Here is a 16,788-nt window from a genome sequence, read left to right as displayed (position 1 = left end):
CCTAAGCTATACCTTTTTTTGCAATCCCCAGCGATAAGTACGTATCATATTCAAAATTATGCAGAGCGTAACGGAAACAGTCGCCAATGTGACCGTAGTTATTCTTATTTGCATCGTGCTTATCCAGCGAACCCTCGGACGTTGCCCGCATACGTTCAATGTCATCGGTTAGTATACCGCACTCCACAAGATCAACAGTCATCCGTTCCATGTAGTAGACCAGCAGCGCGTTACAGATGTGCCGTGATGAAGCCGTCGAAGGGTTTGACTTCGGAACCATTTCGTAATCGCAGAAGGTTGCACCGAACTGAGCCATGTACTGCTCAATCAGCGTCCAGGCGGATACGTTACCCGTTGTGTAGGCACTGCCTGCGTTACCCGACGCGTCACCCGTAAACCGAATGTGATTACGCCCGTACTTGATAGCCAGGTATCGGCACATTTCGAGCAGATCACCCTCGCCGTGTTTGGCTTCCAGAAACTGAATACGCTTGCCGTCGTAGTGCTGACTGACAACGAACGAGTTTTTGATGTTGAAGTCGAACGATACACAAACCGGGTGCGCAGGGTTGTACTTGGTTTTGCCTTTCTGCTTGGTTGGCTTCCAGCTGGTGAAGTATGGATTCTCCGGGCGAATGATACCGAACTGTCCTAGTCCATAGACGCGGTAGTGATCAGGGTCGTGATCCTGATAATACGCCATTTCGTCAATGTACTTCTGACCGACGAACGGGTTTTCCAGATACGTGCTGAATATAACCGTCGTGCGGTCGTCAATCCCTTTGTGTGGATCGTCGGGGTTATGAAACCGTTCGCGTAGCCAGTGCCGTTCCGAGATCGGGTTGTACGTCAGGAAGATTTGTACTTTCTTCTTACCCCTTATCCGGTCATTGACAATCTTGAACTCGTTCTTTTCTATCTCGGTCGCTTCCTCGATCCAGACCAGCGACACGCCCACGATACTCTTAAACTTCTCGGCATCGTCCAGCCCCTTGAAAATGATCGTAGAGCCGTTGGCAAAGGTTATTTGCTTGCGACTCCCGTTGTATTTCCAGTGGACATTTTCACGCAGCCCGAAGAAAGGCAGAGCAACCTCTTTGAACTGCGCAATAACTGAATCATTCAGCGACGTTCCGAACTTGCGTATAACAAGTAGCTTATGCTTCTTGGTCAGCAGACGGCGAACGAAGTACTGCGCTTGCGCAAACGACTTACCAGAACCGCCACCGCCGTAATTGATGGTGTAGTCAGTAGCAGCCTTTACTAGTTTCTGATAGACTGGCAGCAGCTTATGCCGCATCTGGCTCATATCTATGATCGGGTTCGGGCGAACCTGTTCATACATCTTTTTGCCTACTTTTACTTTCTTGGGCAGACCAGAGGCCGACCGTTCGGGGTGATCACTTCGGGGAGGTAACGGAGCTTCGCGTTTACGCGGTCTGCTCATTCTTCGGTTTCGTCGTCGTCTGTTTCTTCCTCGTCATCGTCGGTATCGCCAACGATAACAAAATCGGGTATTTCGAGCGTTACGTCCTGTTTCTCTTTCTGATTCAGGTACTGAACACCCAGCCACTTGAGCATAGTATCGGACGGCTCATAGTGCCTTACTACCGGCATGAATATAACCCCCTGAGCAGTATTGAACGGCGTATCCTCAAGACGCTTGTAGCCCACTGCCTTGTTAATCTGTTGTTCGCGCAGCATCTGGCGCGTGCTGGCGTACATACTGGCCGCATAGTCCTGAAATGCTATTTTATGTTCCTTTTTACAGGCGCGGTACAACGTATCGGGATGAACACCCACACGGGCGGCAATCTCCGGGCCGTCGCACATGCTGCGTAGCATCTTTTCTACCAGCTTCCAGTCGATTACTATTGCCTTTCTTGCCATAGTTTGTGCTATTTAGGCGCGTAACGCCATGACGTTGTGATTCTGCTTTCAGAATGTCTTTTCATTGTGCCGTTCTTGCCCGCTGGACTTACCCGGCCTTTGTGCGTACACGTCCAGTCCGGGGATTTGCTCAGCTGCTTGATTCGGGCCGGGTGCGTTGTTGTCGTGAATATCTTTGTACCGTTGCGATGGTACATTTTGACAACGTGCGACGTAAGTACATTGCCCAGCCCGATACCCTGAAAGGCAGGTAAGACAACCGTTCGATGCAAACGAATAGCGTTCTTTACTTTCGGGTGCGGGAAGTTCAGCACCGCCAGAAAGCCAGCTAACTGACCGTTCACGGTAGCGACGTACACCCACGCTGAGGCATTGAACGTATGGGCTAGATAGTGATGCTTGCTAAAAGCCTTCCATAGCTCACGTTTACGTAATGGCCCTTCACTAGCATATATGTCGATATTGAAGAGGCCGGGGGCGTTCCCGGCTCCGGCTTTCCCGGCTCAGTAACCTCCTGTACTCTAAACGTCATTGTGTTGGTGTCGAACACCCAATCGGGTTTCAGGTATTGCTCCACGTCGTAATGACAGGTAACGGCAATGAATTGCTTTGTGCTGCGTCGGATCGCCTTCTGAACGGCATAGCTGCCAATCTGAGCGACGGTGCGGTCTACTACGCTGGTGAACTCATCGAATACGATTAGCTGCTCATCGCGTAGCAATGCGTTAGCCAGGTCAACCCGCATCTTTTCCCCGTTACTCAGTACGTCGTACGGCTTGAGCCACGAAGGAGGCGAACTAAAGCCAACAGCATTGAACATACTGGTAATATCGCTGCAAGTACAACCGGCAGGCATATCGTCCAGTATACTCGGCTTGTTGTAGGCAAAGTTGGTTATGTACGAATCAGGGAACAGGTGTTTGGCTATCGTTGTCTTACCCGTACCCGATGCACCGACAATCAGCCCTACCTGCCAGTTTTCGGGCGGGTCAACATAGCCCGTGAATCGCTCCTCAATTGTGTCTGACTGCAAATCAAACGTACCCATAACAGACGCAACCCGGAACGATTTCGGGGGCTTTGACTTCCTTACAATATTAAATGTAATCATAACACAATAGTAATATTAATATTACTAAAATGCATCGTCTGATAGAGTTTTATCTGTCGCCCTATTATTTTGATAAGAGTTGTTTGGACATGTTGTAATCAACTTGTTATTTGCTTCATGTATAGATCTTTTTAAGTTAATAGCTATCAACTAAGTTGCAGATAGGATACAAAAAAGCAATTACAGTTTTTGGACAACTACTGCAAGTGCATTTTATAATTGATGGAAGTAACTTGATGTATATAATTATATATTCCAATCCACATGAAAGATAAGAGTTCTGATAAAGCTGATTCAGGTTTTGACATAGTAGGTTTAGGGAAAACCGCGGAGGCGATTCCCAAAGAAGTATACATAGAGGCTAGCAGAGGCCTAATTGATACATTTAGTAAAATAGTTGCTCCGATAACAGAAACGACGAGCGGCATTGGAAGATATATAAGACAGAAATTTGACAATATGGTTGAAGTAGAAAAAGCACTAGCTGCTTTTACTATTCAAAATGCAGTCGAAAAGGCCAAGCGGAGTGGTAATATATTGATTCCGAAGCATACAAAAAGCTTTATTACTTCCTTTGAAGAAGCTTCGAAGGAGACAAATCCAATCTTGCACGAGATGTGGGAGAATATTATAGCAAATCAAATAACTGACTCAAATTTTCATCCCCGCTATGTGAATATTTTATCAACTCTTAGTGCAGATGAAGCTGATTTGCTAATGCAACTAAATACTGTAGATAACCTAGGTGAGGGCTTCAGCGTTTATTTTGGTTCACCTCGTGATGGTTTTGATTATTTCCTCCTGAAATGCCGTGATAAAATCCTACACAAATGGAGTTACTCTTGCAATATTCTTCTAGATTCTGGTTTAGCCGAAGTATTAGCTCCAACTGATGAGATCTATGAAAAGCAGAATAATGTGACAATTATATATTTAACCAGTTCGGGCAAACGGTTTTTAGATGCAGTTACAATAAACTCACATTCAGCTAGCAATAGTATTGGTAATTAGTCCATTTGTAGGCGTAGTATATCGAAAGCTTTTTAAGTTACTACTCAATATTTCTTGTGAATAAGTAACTTATAGAGATAGAACTTTGCATGGGAATCCGCGTTCGGTTAGTTCATTGAATAATTGTTCCTGCTCCCGTTCAGATACACAAACGGCCTCGACCCGGTACGTTGGCGTATCAGCATCAGCAACACCCGAATCTGTGTTCGAACTGGCGTCGTCTACCTTGCTCGCGTCGTCGTCATCGGTGCTTACATTCCAGTTCTCATCCAGAAAGCCGCTGAACGTGGTCATGTTGCTCACGAATGACGTATCGGAGAACTCCGCTATAAATTCATCCCAACCGTCCTTTGTGACTTCCCCGTAATTCGAGTTAAACAGCAGTAGCTTTTTCTTGGCGTCCTCCCGGTCGCTGGCTTCAACGCGAACGTAAGGCAACATTATTCCCCCTGGAATTTCGCGCTGAATGAGCCGTAAGCGTTGATGACCGTCAAACGAATACTTTTCCCCGGTATTCGGGTCCTCCCAGACAAACAGGGGAAAAATGAAGCCTTCGGTTTCTAATGAGTTCTTGAGCCGTTTGTAGTTCTTTTCGGTCAAGTCTTTGAGGTTGCCCTGCAAGTCCTCCAAGTCGTTAGAATTGACTCGCGGCAGACCCGAAAGAACGGGGCTAATCTGTAGTTCCATTGTGTACGTTAATGACCAAGGCGAAAGTAGTATTAATATTACATAAAAAGTAGAGGGGGGAGGGGAGAAAGTTTGACTATAGATGAATAAAGGCAGCAGAAAAGATTTAATACCCGTAAAAATATCCCTGATTATAACCCTGCTGAGGCTGAACGGGTGGCGAATTATCCCGCATTTTTCGGTGGGAATCCCATGAATACCCTTGACATGATAGTAATATTAGTATTACCTTTACAACGAGTAAACAGAGAAACAAACCGCTGAATTGCTGACATACTTTCACCTTATACAGATTAACACTATGAAAACCGCTTACATCATTAACGCTCGTCAGTTTAACACAGTAGCAGAATACGCAAAGGCAGTAGGTTTACATGAGTTCGAAGGGCAGTGGATGGATTTAGCCAAGTTCCTAGAAGTTCCTATTGATGCTAAAGGCGGACGTCGTTCTATCTCGAATGCTTACAAAGCACTGAACGACGGAATAACGAACGAAGAAGCTCCAGCAAAGAAATCAGTAGCCTCTAAGGTTACAGTTAAATCGACAAACGTACAGGTTCCAGTCGTACCGTCTGAGCCAGCAGCTGAAACAATAGTAGCCGAAACAGCAGAAGCAGACGTACAGCCTGAGCCAGCAGTTGCAGAAGTTAAGCCAACGAAAGCACCGCGCCGTATGGATTTTACGAGCGAGGAAGAATTTGACGCTGCCATGACTAAGTGGGTTATCGCAAACCCTCGTCCAGCGAAAGCAGAAAACACAACTGCGCCAACGGTTGAAAAGAAAGCTGAACCAGCGCCAGCAGTAGTAAAGACTGAAACAGTAGTAGCCCCTGAATCTGCGCCGGTAATTGTTGAGGACATTTCACAGGTTTCTGATTCAGACAACATAGAAGAAACCGCGCGTCAACTTGCCCAGCTGCTTGCCGGTATAAAGCCAAAGACGACAACAACAGCTCAGCCAGCAGACGCCGAAGCGATAGCCGAACAAGTCCGGGTAGCGGTAGCAAACGAGACAATGCCGTTTAAGCAAAGCCTTTTCGAGCTTAACGAGCTACTGGAAGAACTATCTATGGCGACGAAATCAGGCGTTACTACGATACAGGTAAAAGTAAATGATAAAGCCGCCGTAAAAGTTGAGGGTCTGGTGCATGAGCGTTTCGAAGATATTTTGAGCCACGTTGCCGTACGGGATCACGTTATGCTAGTAGGCCCAGCAGGTTCGGGCAAAACAACCGTCTGCGAAAACGTTGCCCAAGCGTTACAGCTAGATTTCTACTGCAAATCGGTTTGCTCGCAAACGTCGAAGTCTGAACTACTCGGCTACATGGACGCGAACGGTAACTTTGTCAGTACTGAGTTCCGGGTAGCGTACGAAAAGGGCGGGGTTTTTGTTCTTGACGAAATAGACGCCGGTAATCCTAACGTTATCGCAGTCCTCAACAGCGCACTAGCCAATAATTACTGCGCCTTTGCTGACGGCATGATCCGCAAGCACGAAGATTTTGTTCTGATTGCCTGCGCTAATACGTTCGGGACCGGCGCAACCCGCCAGTACGTAGGACGTAGCCAGCTGGACGACGCAACCCTCGACCGCTTTTCTGTTATTGAGTTCGGTTATGATGAGAAACTGGAAATGTCGCTTGCCCCAGACAAAAAGTTCTGCCAGTTCGTCCAAGCCGTTCGGAAAGAGTTTGTAAACGAACGCATTGTTATTAGCCCCCGCGCATCCATTCAAGGCGGTAAGTTGCTGGCCGCTGGCAAATCCCCAGCATACGCGATGCAAACGCGGGTAATCAAAGGAATGAACCCGATATTAACCGAACGCGTAAAAAAGGTTTATACCCGGTTCTACTAGTCAAGTCCAGCCCGGACAGAAAAAACTGTCCGGGTTTTCTATGATTTGCCCTTGACAAAGGTAATATTAATATTACCTTTGCTCTTACTCTAACAGACCAGACAATTCGTAATTATGGCAACCGTCACCTCAATAATTCGCGCCCTCAACAAAGCAACTGTTGACGATCTTGGCGAACTAACCCTTACTCAACTTACTGAACGTTCGCTCTGCGTTCAATCACTGGCAGACCTCGCTCTAATTGGCGACGACTACACACTGGAACGCTTTCTCGCCATTCGTAAAGAGGCTAAACTAGTACTGCCCGATCAGCTACTGCCCAGCTACGAACTTGCTGGCGACTTTGTAGACGTTGGCCAGTTTCTGAGTGGCGAACCTGAATGCATGTTCAGTTTCGAGGGTCAATACGAACAAGCCCAGTTCATTGATGTAAATATTCGCATGGGCAGACCTTGCAGCACACCAGACAGCCGGGTTTTCCACTACTACAAAAACGTTTTGCAGGCGATTGACATTCTGGAAGCTAAAGGATTACGCTGCCGTATAACTGCTAGTTTCGACGGCATTCACAAGGGTGAAAGACGGCGGATTGTGTTTAAAACCCCAATCAAAGAATACCACGAGCCGATTAATATGGCTGTATTCGCCGGGACAATTCTAAACAATGAATTTTTTACCCGCGTCGTTTGCCCGTTTATCAACAACCACTACAAACGGTTTTTAACATCTGATTTGTACTGTTGTGATATAGCCGATCTGGAGGTTTTGCAATTCGAAAACCTTATTACGTTCCCATCGCTCTATTTCAATGCCTATTCCGAACGGGTGAACGTTCAATTCGAAGATTACATGAAAGTAATAGGCTTGGAATACCTACTTGAAAACAAGTAACCCCCTCCCCTCCTGACGGGTATCACTTCGCCCGGCAGTATCATATTAACATTACCTTTTTCACTTTCTAACAGATTAACATTATGTTTACAGTAACATTCTCTTTTGACCTGGGCGATTGCAAAGCCATTTACACCGGGCGCATTGTCGGCCTGACGGACGAGTACTACAAAGTCACCTATTTCGAGCCTCGCGTCCGGGAACTGCTGAGCATCGACCTGCGCAAAGATCAGGTTCTAAGCCGGGGCCACTCGAAAGAACGTATGCTGCCGCTATCGCCTACAGTTGTCGAAACCCCAGTCCCAGAAACGTTTTACCACCCTGTCCAACCTCTACTCTATCAAGCGTAAGACAATGAACGCAAACCAGACAACTGCTGGCTAGTCAGAAAGCTACTAGCGAATACCTCCCAACATTCGGGAGGTACACAAAAAACCGTTAATCAAGTCAACATATCAATCAAGCCGGGTTTCGTCCTAACATTAGTACTATATACCAATCATTATCTAAACAAATTATAAGTCCTCATGAACTTTAAGTTCTATTTTATGGAGTGGAATATCTAAATTAGCTAAACTCAAAATAACTCTAGGGGAGTGGTTAGTAAAATCCAAATACAGATTTTTATCATCAATCGTAAAATCTGTGTTCTTTATATATTTTGCATAATGAGGTAAATTTTCCCTTTGCTCCTTGTCTCCAAACCTAGAAATCATACTCTTAACAAACGTTGTTAAATTTTTATACACCACTACGTCATTTAAGTAAACTTTCCTATCAGGCTTGAAGGCTATGTTGATGTTGTGTGTCTGAGTGTTTGGATGCGCTCCTCCGAGAAATGAGTTAATAATAATTTTAATACTTAGCATTTCTTCAGACAATTCATAAATCGAAAAATTTATTTCCATGTCAAGTTCGCTAAACCTTTTTAAATGATCGTCAACTTCAATGTCACCTATCCAACCCCTGTAGTCATTTATTATCTCTAAAGTATCATGCTGTATTACTGTGTTAACGTATTGTGAGTCAAAAAAGCGATTAGGGTAAAACTGTGGTATTTCACAATGATATTTCAGTTTACCACCTATATCTCTGTTAAGAGGAATTGATATTTTCGTATATTGATTCAATTCTATACTTCCCTGCGGCAGAGATTTTATGTATCTGTCACGTTGAATGTTAAGAGATTCTAGAACATCAGCCATGAAATTCTCTTTATTGATTTCTATCCATTGATACTTAGACAGTCCTTCTGGCACTGCACATTCATCTATAAGGATTGGTAGTATGTAATAATCATCCTCTAGTTTGGTTTCTGCGTACTCCAAAGCTAGTTTGAACTCTCTTTGAACATACCCCCTTTTACTCACTGAGATAGAAGACAGCAACACTATAACAAAATCGCTTCTCTTCAATGCTTGTCTGATTTCATAATCCCAGTTCGCTCCAGGTCTTAATTTACGTTTATCAAGCCATGGACTATACCCCTCTGATTCCAAGTAATCATATATTTGTTCTGCAATTTCTGAATCTTCCCTAGCGTGGCTTATAAATACGTCTCTAAACATCTCTTCTATTTGTTTAGTCTTATTCACAAAAATAGAATTCTTAAGTTGTCTTTTTACCTACTTAAGAGTATTACGACTCAGGGAGTATATATACTGAATTTTAGAGCAGAAGGAATAATGTTCCAGTATTGTTTCAGCAATAAAAACAAATAACCCTGCTATTCAATATGTTAGCAGGGTTATCTTAACCTAACCTATGAGATGAGAAATAACGTCGCCTGGTTGCCCATCAGCTACGATACAAAGGTAACGGGTCAACACCCGACTGCGTAAGAGCAAAAACCCTGATTTTTTATCAGCACTTACAATTAAGGAGAAGCCCCTAATTCACTACGTAGAACTACCTGATTCAGCAGACCTAAAGGCAGTATTCGCGTCAAAACGCGTACCTTCGATTGAAAAGTCTACGGTTTACTAATAGCTTTCCACCCATCACTATTCTTTATAAACGCACATGACTACTCCGTTTAGTGAAAACGCCGGACGTTTTTTAAATTCTTCTGAAACCAAATCAATGAAAGAAGCTTATCGTGATCGTAAGCTAGCCGTTGGTCTGTCGACAGATGATTATGTTCGTTCCGAGTATTTTGGAATTAATCAGATAAAAGAACTTCTCAACCATCCAGATTGCGTCGGGCTTCGGGTACACCATGCCAAGCGTTGGGAGGATACCGATGGAAATCCTACCGAAGTTGGAGTCGGACAGCTTAAGCCACGCGTTTTGTTGACTGCCGTTAATGCAAAAGGCAAGAACATAGGCGTCAACAGTGGCAGTGCCGGCTTGAAAGACATGAACCAAAGCGCAGCTACACTTGGCGATGGCCTGCCATGCCCAAGACACTGTGGTGGAGATGAAGATAACTAAAAACGGTTGAACGTATGCTGGAAAGATTACTGCTATTATCAGGCAAATATCCGTTAGATTTTATCTCAGATATTAGCAGTATTTTCCCTATTCTGATAGGGCTCGCTAACTATAAAGTTTTAAGCAAATCATCTAAACTAATTCTGTTATTTTTTGGCATGTATCTCCTTGGTGATACATGGATGATTTGGCTCGGTCTGGAATCAAAAAATAATCTTTTTATCTTAAATCTATATCCCTTAGGCGGCATTTTACTCCTGACTACTGTTTATTTTTCAGCTTTCGACAGCGTATTGACCAAACGTATAATCACGGGGCTAGCTGTACTTTCTTTTCTTATCTGTCTGGTCAATATCAAACGTCTCGAAGCTGATCCTGTAGGCTCAATAACGTACAGACTATACATAATCATTCTGGCGCTGCTTTATTTCAATAAAATCTTATCAGACATGCGCATTCGGAATATTCTCATTCACAATTTATTCTGGATAAGCTCAGGCATAATTATTTACGCGACGGGTACTTTCTTTATTTCAATTTTCAGCAAAATCATTTTCAACCCATCGCTGGTTAGCGATGAATTATTTGATACGTACTGGAATATAAACAATATCCTCTTTCTTTTTTTGGTTACGTTTTCATCAATTGGGATTTGGTTTAGTAAGTACGAAAAGGGAAATCTGCTATAACTAATTGCCGCTAATACCTTACCGCTGCTAATGCTAATCAGCCTATTACGTCTTCTACCACTCACTCAATCGTAATTTCATTTTTTTGACGTTCAGATCAAATTGGCCAACTTTACTTTATTTGGCTTTGGTCATAATTGATTTCATCAATGGATTCTGGTTTTGTTATTGCCGTTGGTACAGTTGTGTTGCTGATGATGGCGGTGTTCATCATCATCTTCGTGGCTTATTACCAACAAAAACAGGCAAAGCAGCAACTAGCCCTTAAAGAATTACAGGAGCAGCACCGACGCGAACTGATGACGGCTACCTTTCGGGGGCAGGAAGAAGAGCGAAGACGGCTGGCCGAAGATTTGCACGACGGTATTGGCACCATGCTCTCCGTGACCAAAATGAGCCTGAATCAACTGGAGCGCCAACTTAACGAAGATAACATCCGGGCCAGTTTACAGATCGAAAAAACCCGCTCCATCATTGACGATATGATGACCAATGTCCGTCGTATCAGCCGTGATCTGGTTCCGACAACCCTCGACCGGTTTGGTTTGCTGCCCGCGCTGGAAGAACTGGCCGACCGCGCCAGTGACAGTGAACTGGATGTGCAGCTGGACTATCCTGAAACAATCAATCAGTTATCATCAGCCATTGACCTGATGCTGTACCGCATCGCGCAGGAGCTTGTCAACAATGCCATCCGTCATGCGCGGGCCAAGCATATTGTTATTCAGTTGCAATGCCTTTCCGACATCGTGCGTTTGTCCGTACTGGACGACGGCATAGGCTTTGACTTCGACGCTGTCACGGAAAGCAAACAAGGTGGTCTGGGTCTACGAAATATTGAAAGCCGCCTGAGCGTAGTTGACGGCCATGCCACCTTCGATGTTGCTCCCGGTCGCGGCTCGCAAATTCATGTCCAAATACGCTTGCAAGTTGCCCAACCCGCCCCATTACTAGGTTGATTTGCTTGTCTGTTTAGTTGTTCGTTTGTTTGCTTACTTTTTTGTGTCAAGCTGTTTTCCCGGCAGATGACAAATACGACCAACAAATTACTAATAGAACCTTACCTCTACGCTCATGCGAAAAATTAAACTGGCACTCTGCGACGACCACACGCTATTCCGAGTCGGTATGGCTACTATCCTGGGCCAGATTCATGACTTCGAACTTATTCTCGAAGCAGGAAACGGACAAGATCTCATCGATAAAATTCCCCGCAAAACGCCGGATGTCGTTCTGCTGGACCTGCAAATGCCGGTGCTGGACGGTACAGCAACGGCTGATTATCTCCGTGAGAATTACCCCCTGGTCAAGATTGTCGTGCTCACTATGCACGATGAAGACCGGATGGTGCTGCACCTGCTCGAAAAAGGAGTTAGCGGGTATCTGCTGAAAGATGCCGAAGCGGGTGAAGTGGAAAAGGCGATTCGGAAGGTTATGGACGAAGGCGTTTATTTGAACGAATTCGTTTCCAGAGCGATGCTTCGCAAAATGACTAATAAAACCACGGTTAACAAACCAGCCAACTCATTTTATAACAGTAAAATTCTCCTTTCCGAACGGGAGAAGGAAGTACTAACGCTGATTTGCGAAGGGCTGTCAACGAATGAAATCAGCGAAAAAATCTTTCTCAGCCCGCGTACCGTTGAAGGACACCGGCTACGCATTCTGGAAAAAACGGGCACCAAAAATACGGCAGGTATGGTAGCCTACGCGTTTAAAAACAGCCTGGTGTAACGTATGGTCATTGTGGTGCCGGGTATGAGTATCCGGCACCACAATGACCAGCGACTCGTTTATAAGCTTCCCGTCTTACCGCCATCCACCGGAACGTTGATCCCATTGATCGACGCGGCTGCGGGCGTACACAAAAACGCGACGGCGGCTGCTACCTCTTCAGCGGTTGAAAACCGACCCGTAGGAATTTCGCTTTCCATCTGAGCCGACACTTCGTCTTCCGTCTTACCCGATGCTTTGGCGCGCATGGCCAACACGGAGTCCAGACGGGCCGTACGCGTATAACCGGGCAAGACGTTATTCACCGTAATGCCAAAACGCGCGATCTCCAGCGACAACGTTTTAGCCCACTGAGCCACCGCTCCCCGGATGGTATTCGACACGCCCAGCCCCACAATGGGTTGTTTGACTGATGTAGAAATGATATTCACGATCCGGCCATAACCGGCTTGCTTCATAGCGGGCACCACCGCCTGAACTAAGGACTGATTATTGAGCAAATGGTTGTGAAATGTATGCGTAAACTCTTCCGGTGTGGCGTCGATGATGGGTCCACCTGCCGGACCGCCCGTATTGTTAACGAGGATGTGTACGTCTGGAAACTGGGCCAAATGATTCGCGACCGCTGTTGCAACGGCTCCCGGCTGGCTAAAATCAATGACCAGGTATCGATGTAGTTGCCCTTTTGTCGTGTCCAAGTCAGCCAGTGTGGTCTTGAGCGTTTCTTCATTCCGGGCCATAAGCACAATGTTAGCACCCAATAGCGCTAATTCAATGGCCGAAGCACGGCCAATCCCTTGGGTGCTCCCCCCAACAAGAGCGGTTTTTCCAGTTAAATCAAGATTCATTGCGTTCGATTCGTTACGTCAGCCAAACGGCTGAGGTTTCAGTTTTTGACGCTTATTTGCGCCCATAATCGTAAACAAACAAATTTTAATGACACCTTCCTTGCTAAAAATAGCAATCACCGGCATTGTCAGCTGTCTGTTCATAAGTCTGACGGCCTTTGTTATACCTTTCTCAGTAGGGGTCACTACACCAACAAATGCCTCCACAACGGGTGTTCCAGTTAACCATACTCTCTACGACAGGTTGCTAAAAAAGTACGTCAACGAAAAGGGTCTTGTCAATTACAGAGGTTTTAAACATGACCAGAAAGAGCTGACAAAGTATCTGGACATGCTTAGTAACAATCCACCAGCGGATAAGTGGTCCAGAAATGAGCAGATGGCTTACTGGATCAATGCGTATAATGCCTATACCATCCAGTTGATTTTGAATCATTACCCGGTCGCGAGTATTAAAGACATCGGTTCTAAAGTTCAGATACCGTTTGTAACAACGCCCTGGGCGAGCAAATTCTTTAAAATCGGGGGTAAAGACATGAGCCTTGACCATATCGAGCGCAGTGTGCTGCGTAAGCAATTCAACGAACCCCGAATCCACTTCGCGTTGGTACCCGCAGCCACGTTAGGTCCTCGCCTACGGAATGAAGCGTACCAACCCGACAAACTTATCGATCAGTTAGACGAGCAAGGCAGCGACTTTCTAAACAATCCGGCCAAAAATGCCATTAGTCCACAAAGAGCGAGTCTTTCGAAAATTTTTGACTGGTACAAAAGCGATTGGCAGAAAAGTAACAAATCGGTTGATTACTGGGTAAACCGCTACTCGTCAGCAAAAATCAATCGGGATACGCCAATCTCTTATCTGGATTACAACTGGGGGTTGAACGAGCAATAACCAGACGCTAACAAGGCCAGATGGAACTGTAGCCTTTCGATATTGTTTCTGCTTACTGCAAACTCGGTTACTGTACACAATTATGCCTAAACGAATTTTATACTGGTTCCGAAACGATCTGCGCCTTCACGATAACGAAGGGTTCGCCCGCGCCGTCGAAATGGCGGACGAGGTTCTTCCGGTGTATGTTTTCGAACCGCGCTGGTTCGACGAATTACCTGAGCTTGGTTTTCGCCGAACCGGGATTTACCGCGCCAAGTTCATGATTGAAGCGGTAGCGGACCTGCGTAGATCACTCCAGGCCAAAGGCGCTGATCTAATCATACGCGTCGGTCACTCGGCCAAAATACTGGCTCAGCTAGCGGAAGAAATTGACGCGGAAGCCATCTACGCCAGCAAAGAAGTTGCCGAAGAAGAGACGGATACGGAATCGGATCTAAGCAAGCTGCTCAAGCCAATCAACATTGACATTGATCTGTTCTGGGTATCGACGCTGTACCACGTTCGCGATTTACCGTTCTGGGTTTCACGACTGCCCAAAAGCTTTACGGAATTCCATAACTCCGTTGAACCCTATACCGCCGTACGGAAACCAATCGCCGAGCCCCAAACGGTCCGGCTCGTTCCGGGAATTCCAACGCAGGAACTACCTTCACTAGCTTCGTTTGGTTTTTCGGACGTGGATGAGGCATACCAAATCAACGAAAATACAACCAGTCGGTACGCGGGCGGAGAGACGACGGGAGTTCAGCGGCTGCATCAGTACATCTGGGAAAATGAACTCGTTAAAACGTACGAGGACGCCAGAAACGGACTACCCAGCGACGATTATCCATCGAAGTTTTCGGCATGGCTAGCGCTGGGTTGTTTGTCTCCTCGATTGATTTATCAGGAGGTTATGCGCTATCAGGCAGACCGCGCCAAAAACGACTCGACCGAGCGTATTCTATCGGACCTGATTTGGCGCGACTTCTTTCGGTTTACCGCTCTCCGGTACGGATCAAGACTTTTCAAACCAAGCGGAATACAGCAAAATTTGAATAAGCCATGGCTTCGTGACAAAACTCTCTTCGAACAGTGGGCTGAGGGGAAAACGGGAATTCCGTTTATCGACGCAAACATGCGGGAGTTAAACGCGACAGGCTTTATGTCTAACCGGGGGCGGCAGACCGTCAGCCGTTTTCTCGCTAACGACCTGGGCGTTATCTGGACATGGGGTGCCTCTTATTTCGAAAGCCTGCTTGTCGATTACGATCCTTGTACCAACTGGGGTAGCTGGAACTACGTCGCCGATGTAAGCAATGATCCCCACGAAAACCGCACAATCAACGTGTATGATCAGGCGGTGCGTTTCGACGAAGCGGGAGAATACGTTAAGCGCTGGCTTCCGGAATTAGCGGCTGTTCCGGCAGAAAAAATTCATTCTGTTTACAACTTATCGGTTGCCGATCAGGCACAATATAGGGTTACGCTGGGCGACACGTATCCCCTACCAATCATCAACCCAAACCGGTGGGCAACAGCGGAAAAAAACCGTTGACCCAGTTTTAAGTTTACATCCTAACAAGTTTTGTTCAACTTTGACTCAATAACACAGTACCATCCTAAAAAACCATGTCAAGAACATTAATTATTGTGATCGTTGTCGCCCTGATTTTGGGCATGTACGGTTGTAGCTCCTATAACGGCCTTGTCCAGAGTGATACCGAGGTACAGGAAAAATGGTCGCTTGTACAAACGCAATATCAACGTCGGGCCGACCTTATTCCGAACCTCGTACGAACGGTACAGGGAGCCGCTACCTTTGAGAAAAGTACACTGACGGCTGTAATACAGGCCCGAGCTAACGCAACTGGGATCAATCTGAACGCGGATCAACTGACACCGGAAAACATCCAGAAATTTCAGGCTGCTCAGGATCAGCTTAGTGGTTCTTTATCGCGGTTGTTAGCAGTAGCGGAGAACTATCCAAACCTGAAAGCAAATCAGAATTTCTCGGAGTTGCAAGCCCAGTTGGAAGGAACCGAAAACCGTATCGCTGTGGCACGTAACGACTTCAATGGATCGGTTAAAACCTACAATCAGTCCGTGCGGTCATTCCCGAACAATATTTTCGCCGGTATTTTTGGCTTCCCCGTAAAAGGCTTCTTTGAAGCGTCGCAGGCAGCGCAAAGCGCACCGACCGTGCAGTTCTAAACCAGTTTCCGCACCCGTGAGCTATGCACAACAGGCTCACGGGTGCGCAGATTGTTGCCCCGGCCATGAACAATCCATTTACTCCCGAAGATCAGCAACGCATTGTAGATGCCATTCGACAGGCCGAGAAAGCCACGTCTGGAGAAATTCGGGTGCATGTTGAGCAACATTGCCCGACTTCAGATCCTGTCCAACGCGCTATCGCCGTATTCGATCAGCTCGGTATGCGCCAGACAAAAGCACAGAACGGTGTGCTGTTTTATCTGGCGCATGTTGACCGCAAGTTTGCTTTAGTCGGCGATAAAGGTATCAACTCGAAAGTACCCGCCGATTTTTGGGCAAGCACAAAAGAGCTGATGCGCAGCCACTTTGCAGCGGGTCAATACACCGAAGGATTAAGCCGAGGCATCGAAAAAGCCGGACAACAACTGCGGCATTATTTCCCGTATGATGGCGAAACCGATACCAACGAACTCGCCGATGAAATTTCGTTTGATTGATAACTTCGTGAACGTATCCACCTTCCTATACCGAACCGCCCACACGAT

At 46.0% G+C, this 16,788-nt stretch carries 19 protein-coding genes; 12 read left to right on the top strand and 7 right to left on the bottom strand.

Features of this window, described 5'->3' with window-relative positions; translation table 11 throughout:
• Position 1: 1 nt before the first annotated feature.
• The 4 genes from LQ777_RS02360 to LQ777_RS02345 are packed head-to-tail and all read right to left on the bottom strand — an operon-like array spanning position 2 to position 3,001.
• Positions 2–1,447: a PBSX family phage terminase large subunit gene (locus LQ777_RS02360; RefSeq protein ID WP_232560914.1), complete on the bottom strand. Its 1,446-nt coding sequence runs from the start codon at positions 1,445–1,447 to the stop codon at positions 2–4.
• Positions 1,444–1,890 carry a hypothetical protein gene (locus tag LQ777_RS02355; protein ID WP_232560913.1) on the bottom strand — a complete coding sequence of 149 codons (447 nt, stop codon included), beginning with the start codon at positions 1,888–1,890 and terminating at the stop codon, positions 1,444–1,446. Before LQ777_RS02355 ends, LQ777_RS02360 begins: the two co-directional genes overlap by 4 nt.
• 8 nt (positions 1,891–1,898) lie before the next feature.
• Positions 1,899–2,345: a GNAT family N-acetyltransferase gene (locus LQ777_RS02350; protein ID WP_232562786.1), complete on the bottom strand. Its 447-nt coding sequence runs from the start codon at positions 2,343–2,345 to the stop codon at positions 1,899–1,901.
• Positions 2,276–3,001, bottom strand: coding sequence for an ATP-binding cassette domain-containing protein (locus LQ777_RS02345; RefSeq protein ID WP_232560912.1), 726 nt, complete (start codon positions 2,999–3,001; stop codon positions 2,276–2,278). Before LQ777_RS02345 ends, LQ777_RS02350 begins: the two co-directional genes overlap by 70 nt.
• Positions 3,002–3,265: 264 nt before the next feature.
• Here LQ777_RS02345 and LQ777_RS02340 point away from each other — a divergent pair, with 264 nt between their 5' ends.
• Positions 3,266–4,012, top strand: a complete 747-nt coding sequence (locus LQ777_RS02340; RefSeq protein ID WP_232560911.1) for an Abi-alpha family protein — start codon at positions 3,266–3,268, stop codon at positions 4,010–4,012.
• Positions 4,013–4,081: 69 nt separating this feature from the next.
• Here LQ777_RS02340 and LQ777_RS02335 read toward each other — a convergent pair whose 3' ends face one another.
• On the bottom strand, positions 4,082–4,699 hold the full coding sequence (locus tag LQ777_RS02335; RefSeq protein ID WP_232560910.1) for a ParB N-terminal domain-containing protein: 618 nt from the start codon (positions 4,697–4,699) through the stop codon (positions 4,082–4,084).
• 301 nt (positions 4,700–5,000) lie between these two features.
• Here LQ777_RS02335 and LQ777_RS02330 point away from each other — a divergent pair, with 301 nt between their 5' ends.
• The 3 genes from LQ777_RS02330 to LQ777_RS02320 all read left to right on the top strand — a co-directional run bounded on the left by LQ777_RS02330 (position 5,001) and on the right by LQ777_RS02320 (position 7,795).
• Positions 5,001–6,554, top strand: coding sequence for an AAA family ATPase (locus LQ777_RS02330; RefSeq protein ID WP_232560909.1), 1,554 nt, complete (start codon positions 5,001–5,003; stop codon positions 6,552–6,554).
• A 114-nt stretch (positions 6,555–6,668) separates the two neighbouring features.
• Positions 6,669–7,445, top strand: a complete 777-nt coding sequence (locus tag LQ777_RS02325) for a DUF7192 family protein (protein WP_232560908.1) — start codon at positions 6,669–6,671, stop codon at positions 7,443–7,445.
• An 83-nt stretch (positions 7,446–7,528) separates the two neighbouring features.
• A complete protein-coding gene (locus LQ777_RS02320; RefSeq protein WP_232560907.1) occupies positions 7,529–7,795 on the top strand; it encodes a hypothetical protein in 267 nt (88 codons plus the stop codon).
• A 165-nt stretch (positions 7,796–7,960) separates the two neighbouring features.
• Here LQ777_RS02320 and LQ777_RS02315 read toward each other — a convergent pair whose 3' ends face one another.
• Complete coding sequence (locus LQ777_RS02315; protein ID WP_232560906.1) at positions 7,961–9,040, bottom strand: TIR domain-containing protein; 1,080 nt, start codon at positions 9,038–9,040, stop codon at positions 7,961–7,963.
• A 427-nt stretch (positions 9,041–9,467) separates the two neighbouring features.
• On the opposite strand from LQ777_RS02315, the gene LQ777_RS02310 reads away from it, so the two are divergent.
• The 4 genes from LQ777_RS02310 (at position 9,468) to LQ777_RS02295 (ending at position 12,301) form a co-directional block, all read left to right on the top strand.
• Complete coding sequence (locus LQ777_RS02310; protein WP_232560905.1) at positions 9,468–9,878, top strand: hypothetical protein; 411 nt, start codon at positions 9,468–9,470, stop codon at positions 9,876–9,878.
• 14 nt (positions 9,879–9,892) lie between these two features.
• Entirely contained in the window at positions 9,893–10,567 is a 675-nt protein-coding gene (locus tag LQ777_RS02305) for a hypothetical protein (RefSeq protein WP_232560904.1), read from the top strand.
• A 149-nt stretch (positions 10,568–10,716) separates the two neighbouring features.
• Complete coding sequence (locus LQ777_RS02300) at positions 10,717–11,526, top strand: sensor histidine kinase (RefSeq protein ID WP_232560903.1); 810 nt, start codon at positions 10,717–10,719, stop codon at positions 11,524–11,526.
• A 115-nt stretch (positions 11,527–11,641) separates the two neighbouring features.
• The gene (locus LQ777_RS02295; protein ID WP_232560902.1) at positions 11,642–12,301 is read left to right on the top strand and encodes a response regulator transcription factor; all 660 of its coding nucleotides are present in this window, start codon (positions 11,642–11,644) and stop codon (positions 12,299–12,301) included.
• Between the two features lie 59 nt (positions 12,302–12,360).
• On the opposite strand, the gene LQ777_RS02290 is transcribed toward LQ777_RS02295, so the two are convergent.
• Positions 12,361–13,149, bottom strand: a complete 789-nt coding sequence (locus LQ777_RS02290) for an SDR family oxidoreductase (RefSeq protein WP_232560901.1) — start codon at positions 13,147–13,149, stop codon at positions 12,361–12,363.
• An 88-nt stretch (positions 13,150–13,237) separates the two neighbouring features.
• Here LQ777_RS02290 and LQ777_RS02285 point away from each other — a divergent pair, with 88 nt between their 5' ends.
• The 4 genes from LQ777_RS02285 (at position 13,238) to LQ777_RS02270 (ending at position 16,740) form a co-directional block, all read left to right on the top strand.
• Positions 13,238–14,044, top strand: a complete 807-nt coding sequence (locus LQ777_RS02285; RefSeq protein ID WP_232560900.1) for a DUF547 domain-containing protein — start codon at positions 13,238–13,240, stop codon at positions 14,042–14,044.
• A gap of 82 nt (positions 14,045–14,126) precedes the next feature.
• Positions 14,127–15,584 (top strand): DASH family cryptochrome, encoded by a 1,458-nt coding sequence (locus LQ777_RS02280; protein WP_232560899.1) that lies wholly within the window; start codon positions 14,127–14,129, stop codon positions 15,582–15,584.
• Between the two features lie 74 nt (positions 15,585–15,658).
• Positions 15,659–16,240, top strand: a complete 582-nt coding sequence (locus LQ777_RS02275) for a LemA family protein (protein ID WP_232560898.1) — start codon at positions 15,659–15,661, stop codon at positions 16,238–16,240.
• A gap of 23 nt (positions 16,241–16,263) precedes the next feature.
• Complete coding sequence (locus tag LQ777_RS02270; RefSeq protein ID WP_232560897.1) at positions 16,264–16,740, top strand: TPM domain-containing protein; 477 nt, start codon at positions 16,264–16,266, stop codon at positions 16,738–16,740.
• The last annotated feature ends 48 nt before the right edge of the window (positions 16,741–16,788 follow it).

Source organism: Spirosoma oryzicola (assembly GCF_021233055.1).
Lineage (GTDB): Bacteria > Bacteroidota > Bacteroidia > Cytophagales > Spirosomataceae > Spirosoma > Spirosoma oryzicola.
Note: the sequence above shows the minus strand (reverse complement) of the source record. Positions and strands in the feature narration are given on the sequence as shown.

Bases quoted from the DNA above. Each gene is read 5' to 3' on its own strand.
- LQ777_RS02270 (WP_232560897.1), top strand. From the start codon at position 16,264: ATGCACAACAGGCTCACGGGTGCGCAGATTGTTGCCCCGGCCATGAAC.
- LQ777_RS02290 (WP_232560901.1), bottom strand. From the start codon at position 13,149: ATGAATCTTGATTTAACTGGAAAAACCGCTCTTGTTGGGGGGAGCACC.
- LQ777_RS02335 (WP_232560910.1), bottom strand. From the start codon at position 4,699: ATGGAACTACAGATTAGCCCCGTTCTTTCGGGTCTGCCGCGAGTCAAT.
- LQ777_RS02320 (WP_232560907.1), top strand. From the start codon at position 7,529: ATGTTTACAGTAACATTCTCTTTTGACCTGGGCGATTGCAAAGCCATT.
- LQ777_RS02275 (WP_232560898.1), top strand. From the start codon at position 15,659: ATGTCAAGAACATTAATTATTGTGATCGTTGTCGCCCTGATTTTGGGC.
- LQ777_RS02310 (WP_232560905.1), top strand. From the start codon at position 9,468: ATGACTACTCCGTTTAGTGAAAACGCCGGACGTTTTTTAAATTCTTCT.
- LQ777_RS02295 (WP_232560902.1), top strand. From the start codon at position 11,642: ATGCGAAAAATTAAACTGGCACTCTGCGACGACCACACGCTATTCCGA.
- LQ777_RS02280 (WP_232560899.1), top strand. From the start codon at position 14,127: ATGCCTAAACGAATTTTATACTGGTTCCGAAACGATCTGCGCCTTCAC.
- LQ777_RS02340 (WP_232560911.1), top strand. From the start codon at position 3,266: ATGAAAGATAAGAGTTCTGATAAAGCTGATTCAGGTTTTGACATAGTA.
- LQ777_RS02305 (WP_232560904.1), top strand. From the start codon at position 9,893: ATGCTGGAAAGATTACTGCTATTATCAGGCAAATATCCGTTAGATTTT.
- LQ777_RS02325 (WP_232560908.1), top strand. From the start codon at position 6,669: ATGGCAACCGTCACCTCAATAATTCGCGCCCTCAACAAAGCAACTGTT.
- LQ777_RS02360 (WP_232560914.1), bottom strand. From the start codon at position 1,447: ATGAGCAGACCGCGTAAACGCGAAGCTCCGTTACCTCCCCGAAGTGAT.
- LQ777_RS02355 (WP_232560913.1), bottom strand. From the start codon at position 1,890: ATGGCAAGAAAGGCAATAGTAATCGACTGGAAGCTGGTAGAAAAGATG.
- LQ777_RS02345 (WP_232560912.1), bottom strand. From the start codon at position 3,001: ATGATTACATTTAATATTGTAAGGAAGTCAAAGCCCCCGAAATCGTTC.
- LQ777_RS02285 (WP_232560900.1), top strand. From the start codon at position 13,238: ATGACACCTTCCTTGCTAAAAATAGCAATCACCGGCATTGTCAGCTGT.
- LQ777_RS02300 (WP_232560903.1), top strand. From the start codon at position 10,717: ATGGATTCTGGTTTTGTTATTGCCGTTGGTACAGTTGTGTTGCTGATG.
- LQ777_RS02330 (WP_232560909.1), top strand. From the start codon at position 5,001: ATGAAAACCGCTTACATCATTAACGCTCGTCAGTTTAACACAGTAGCA.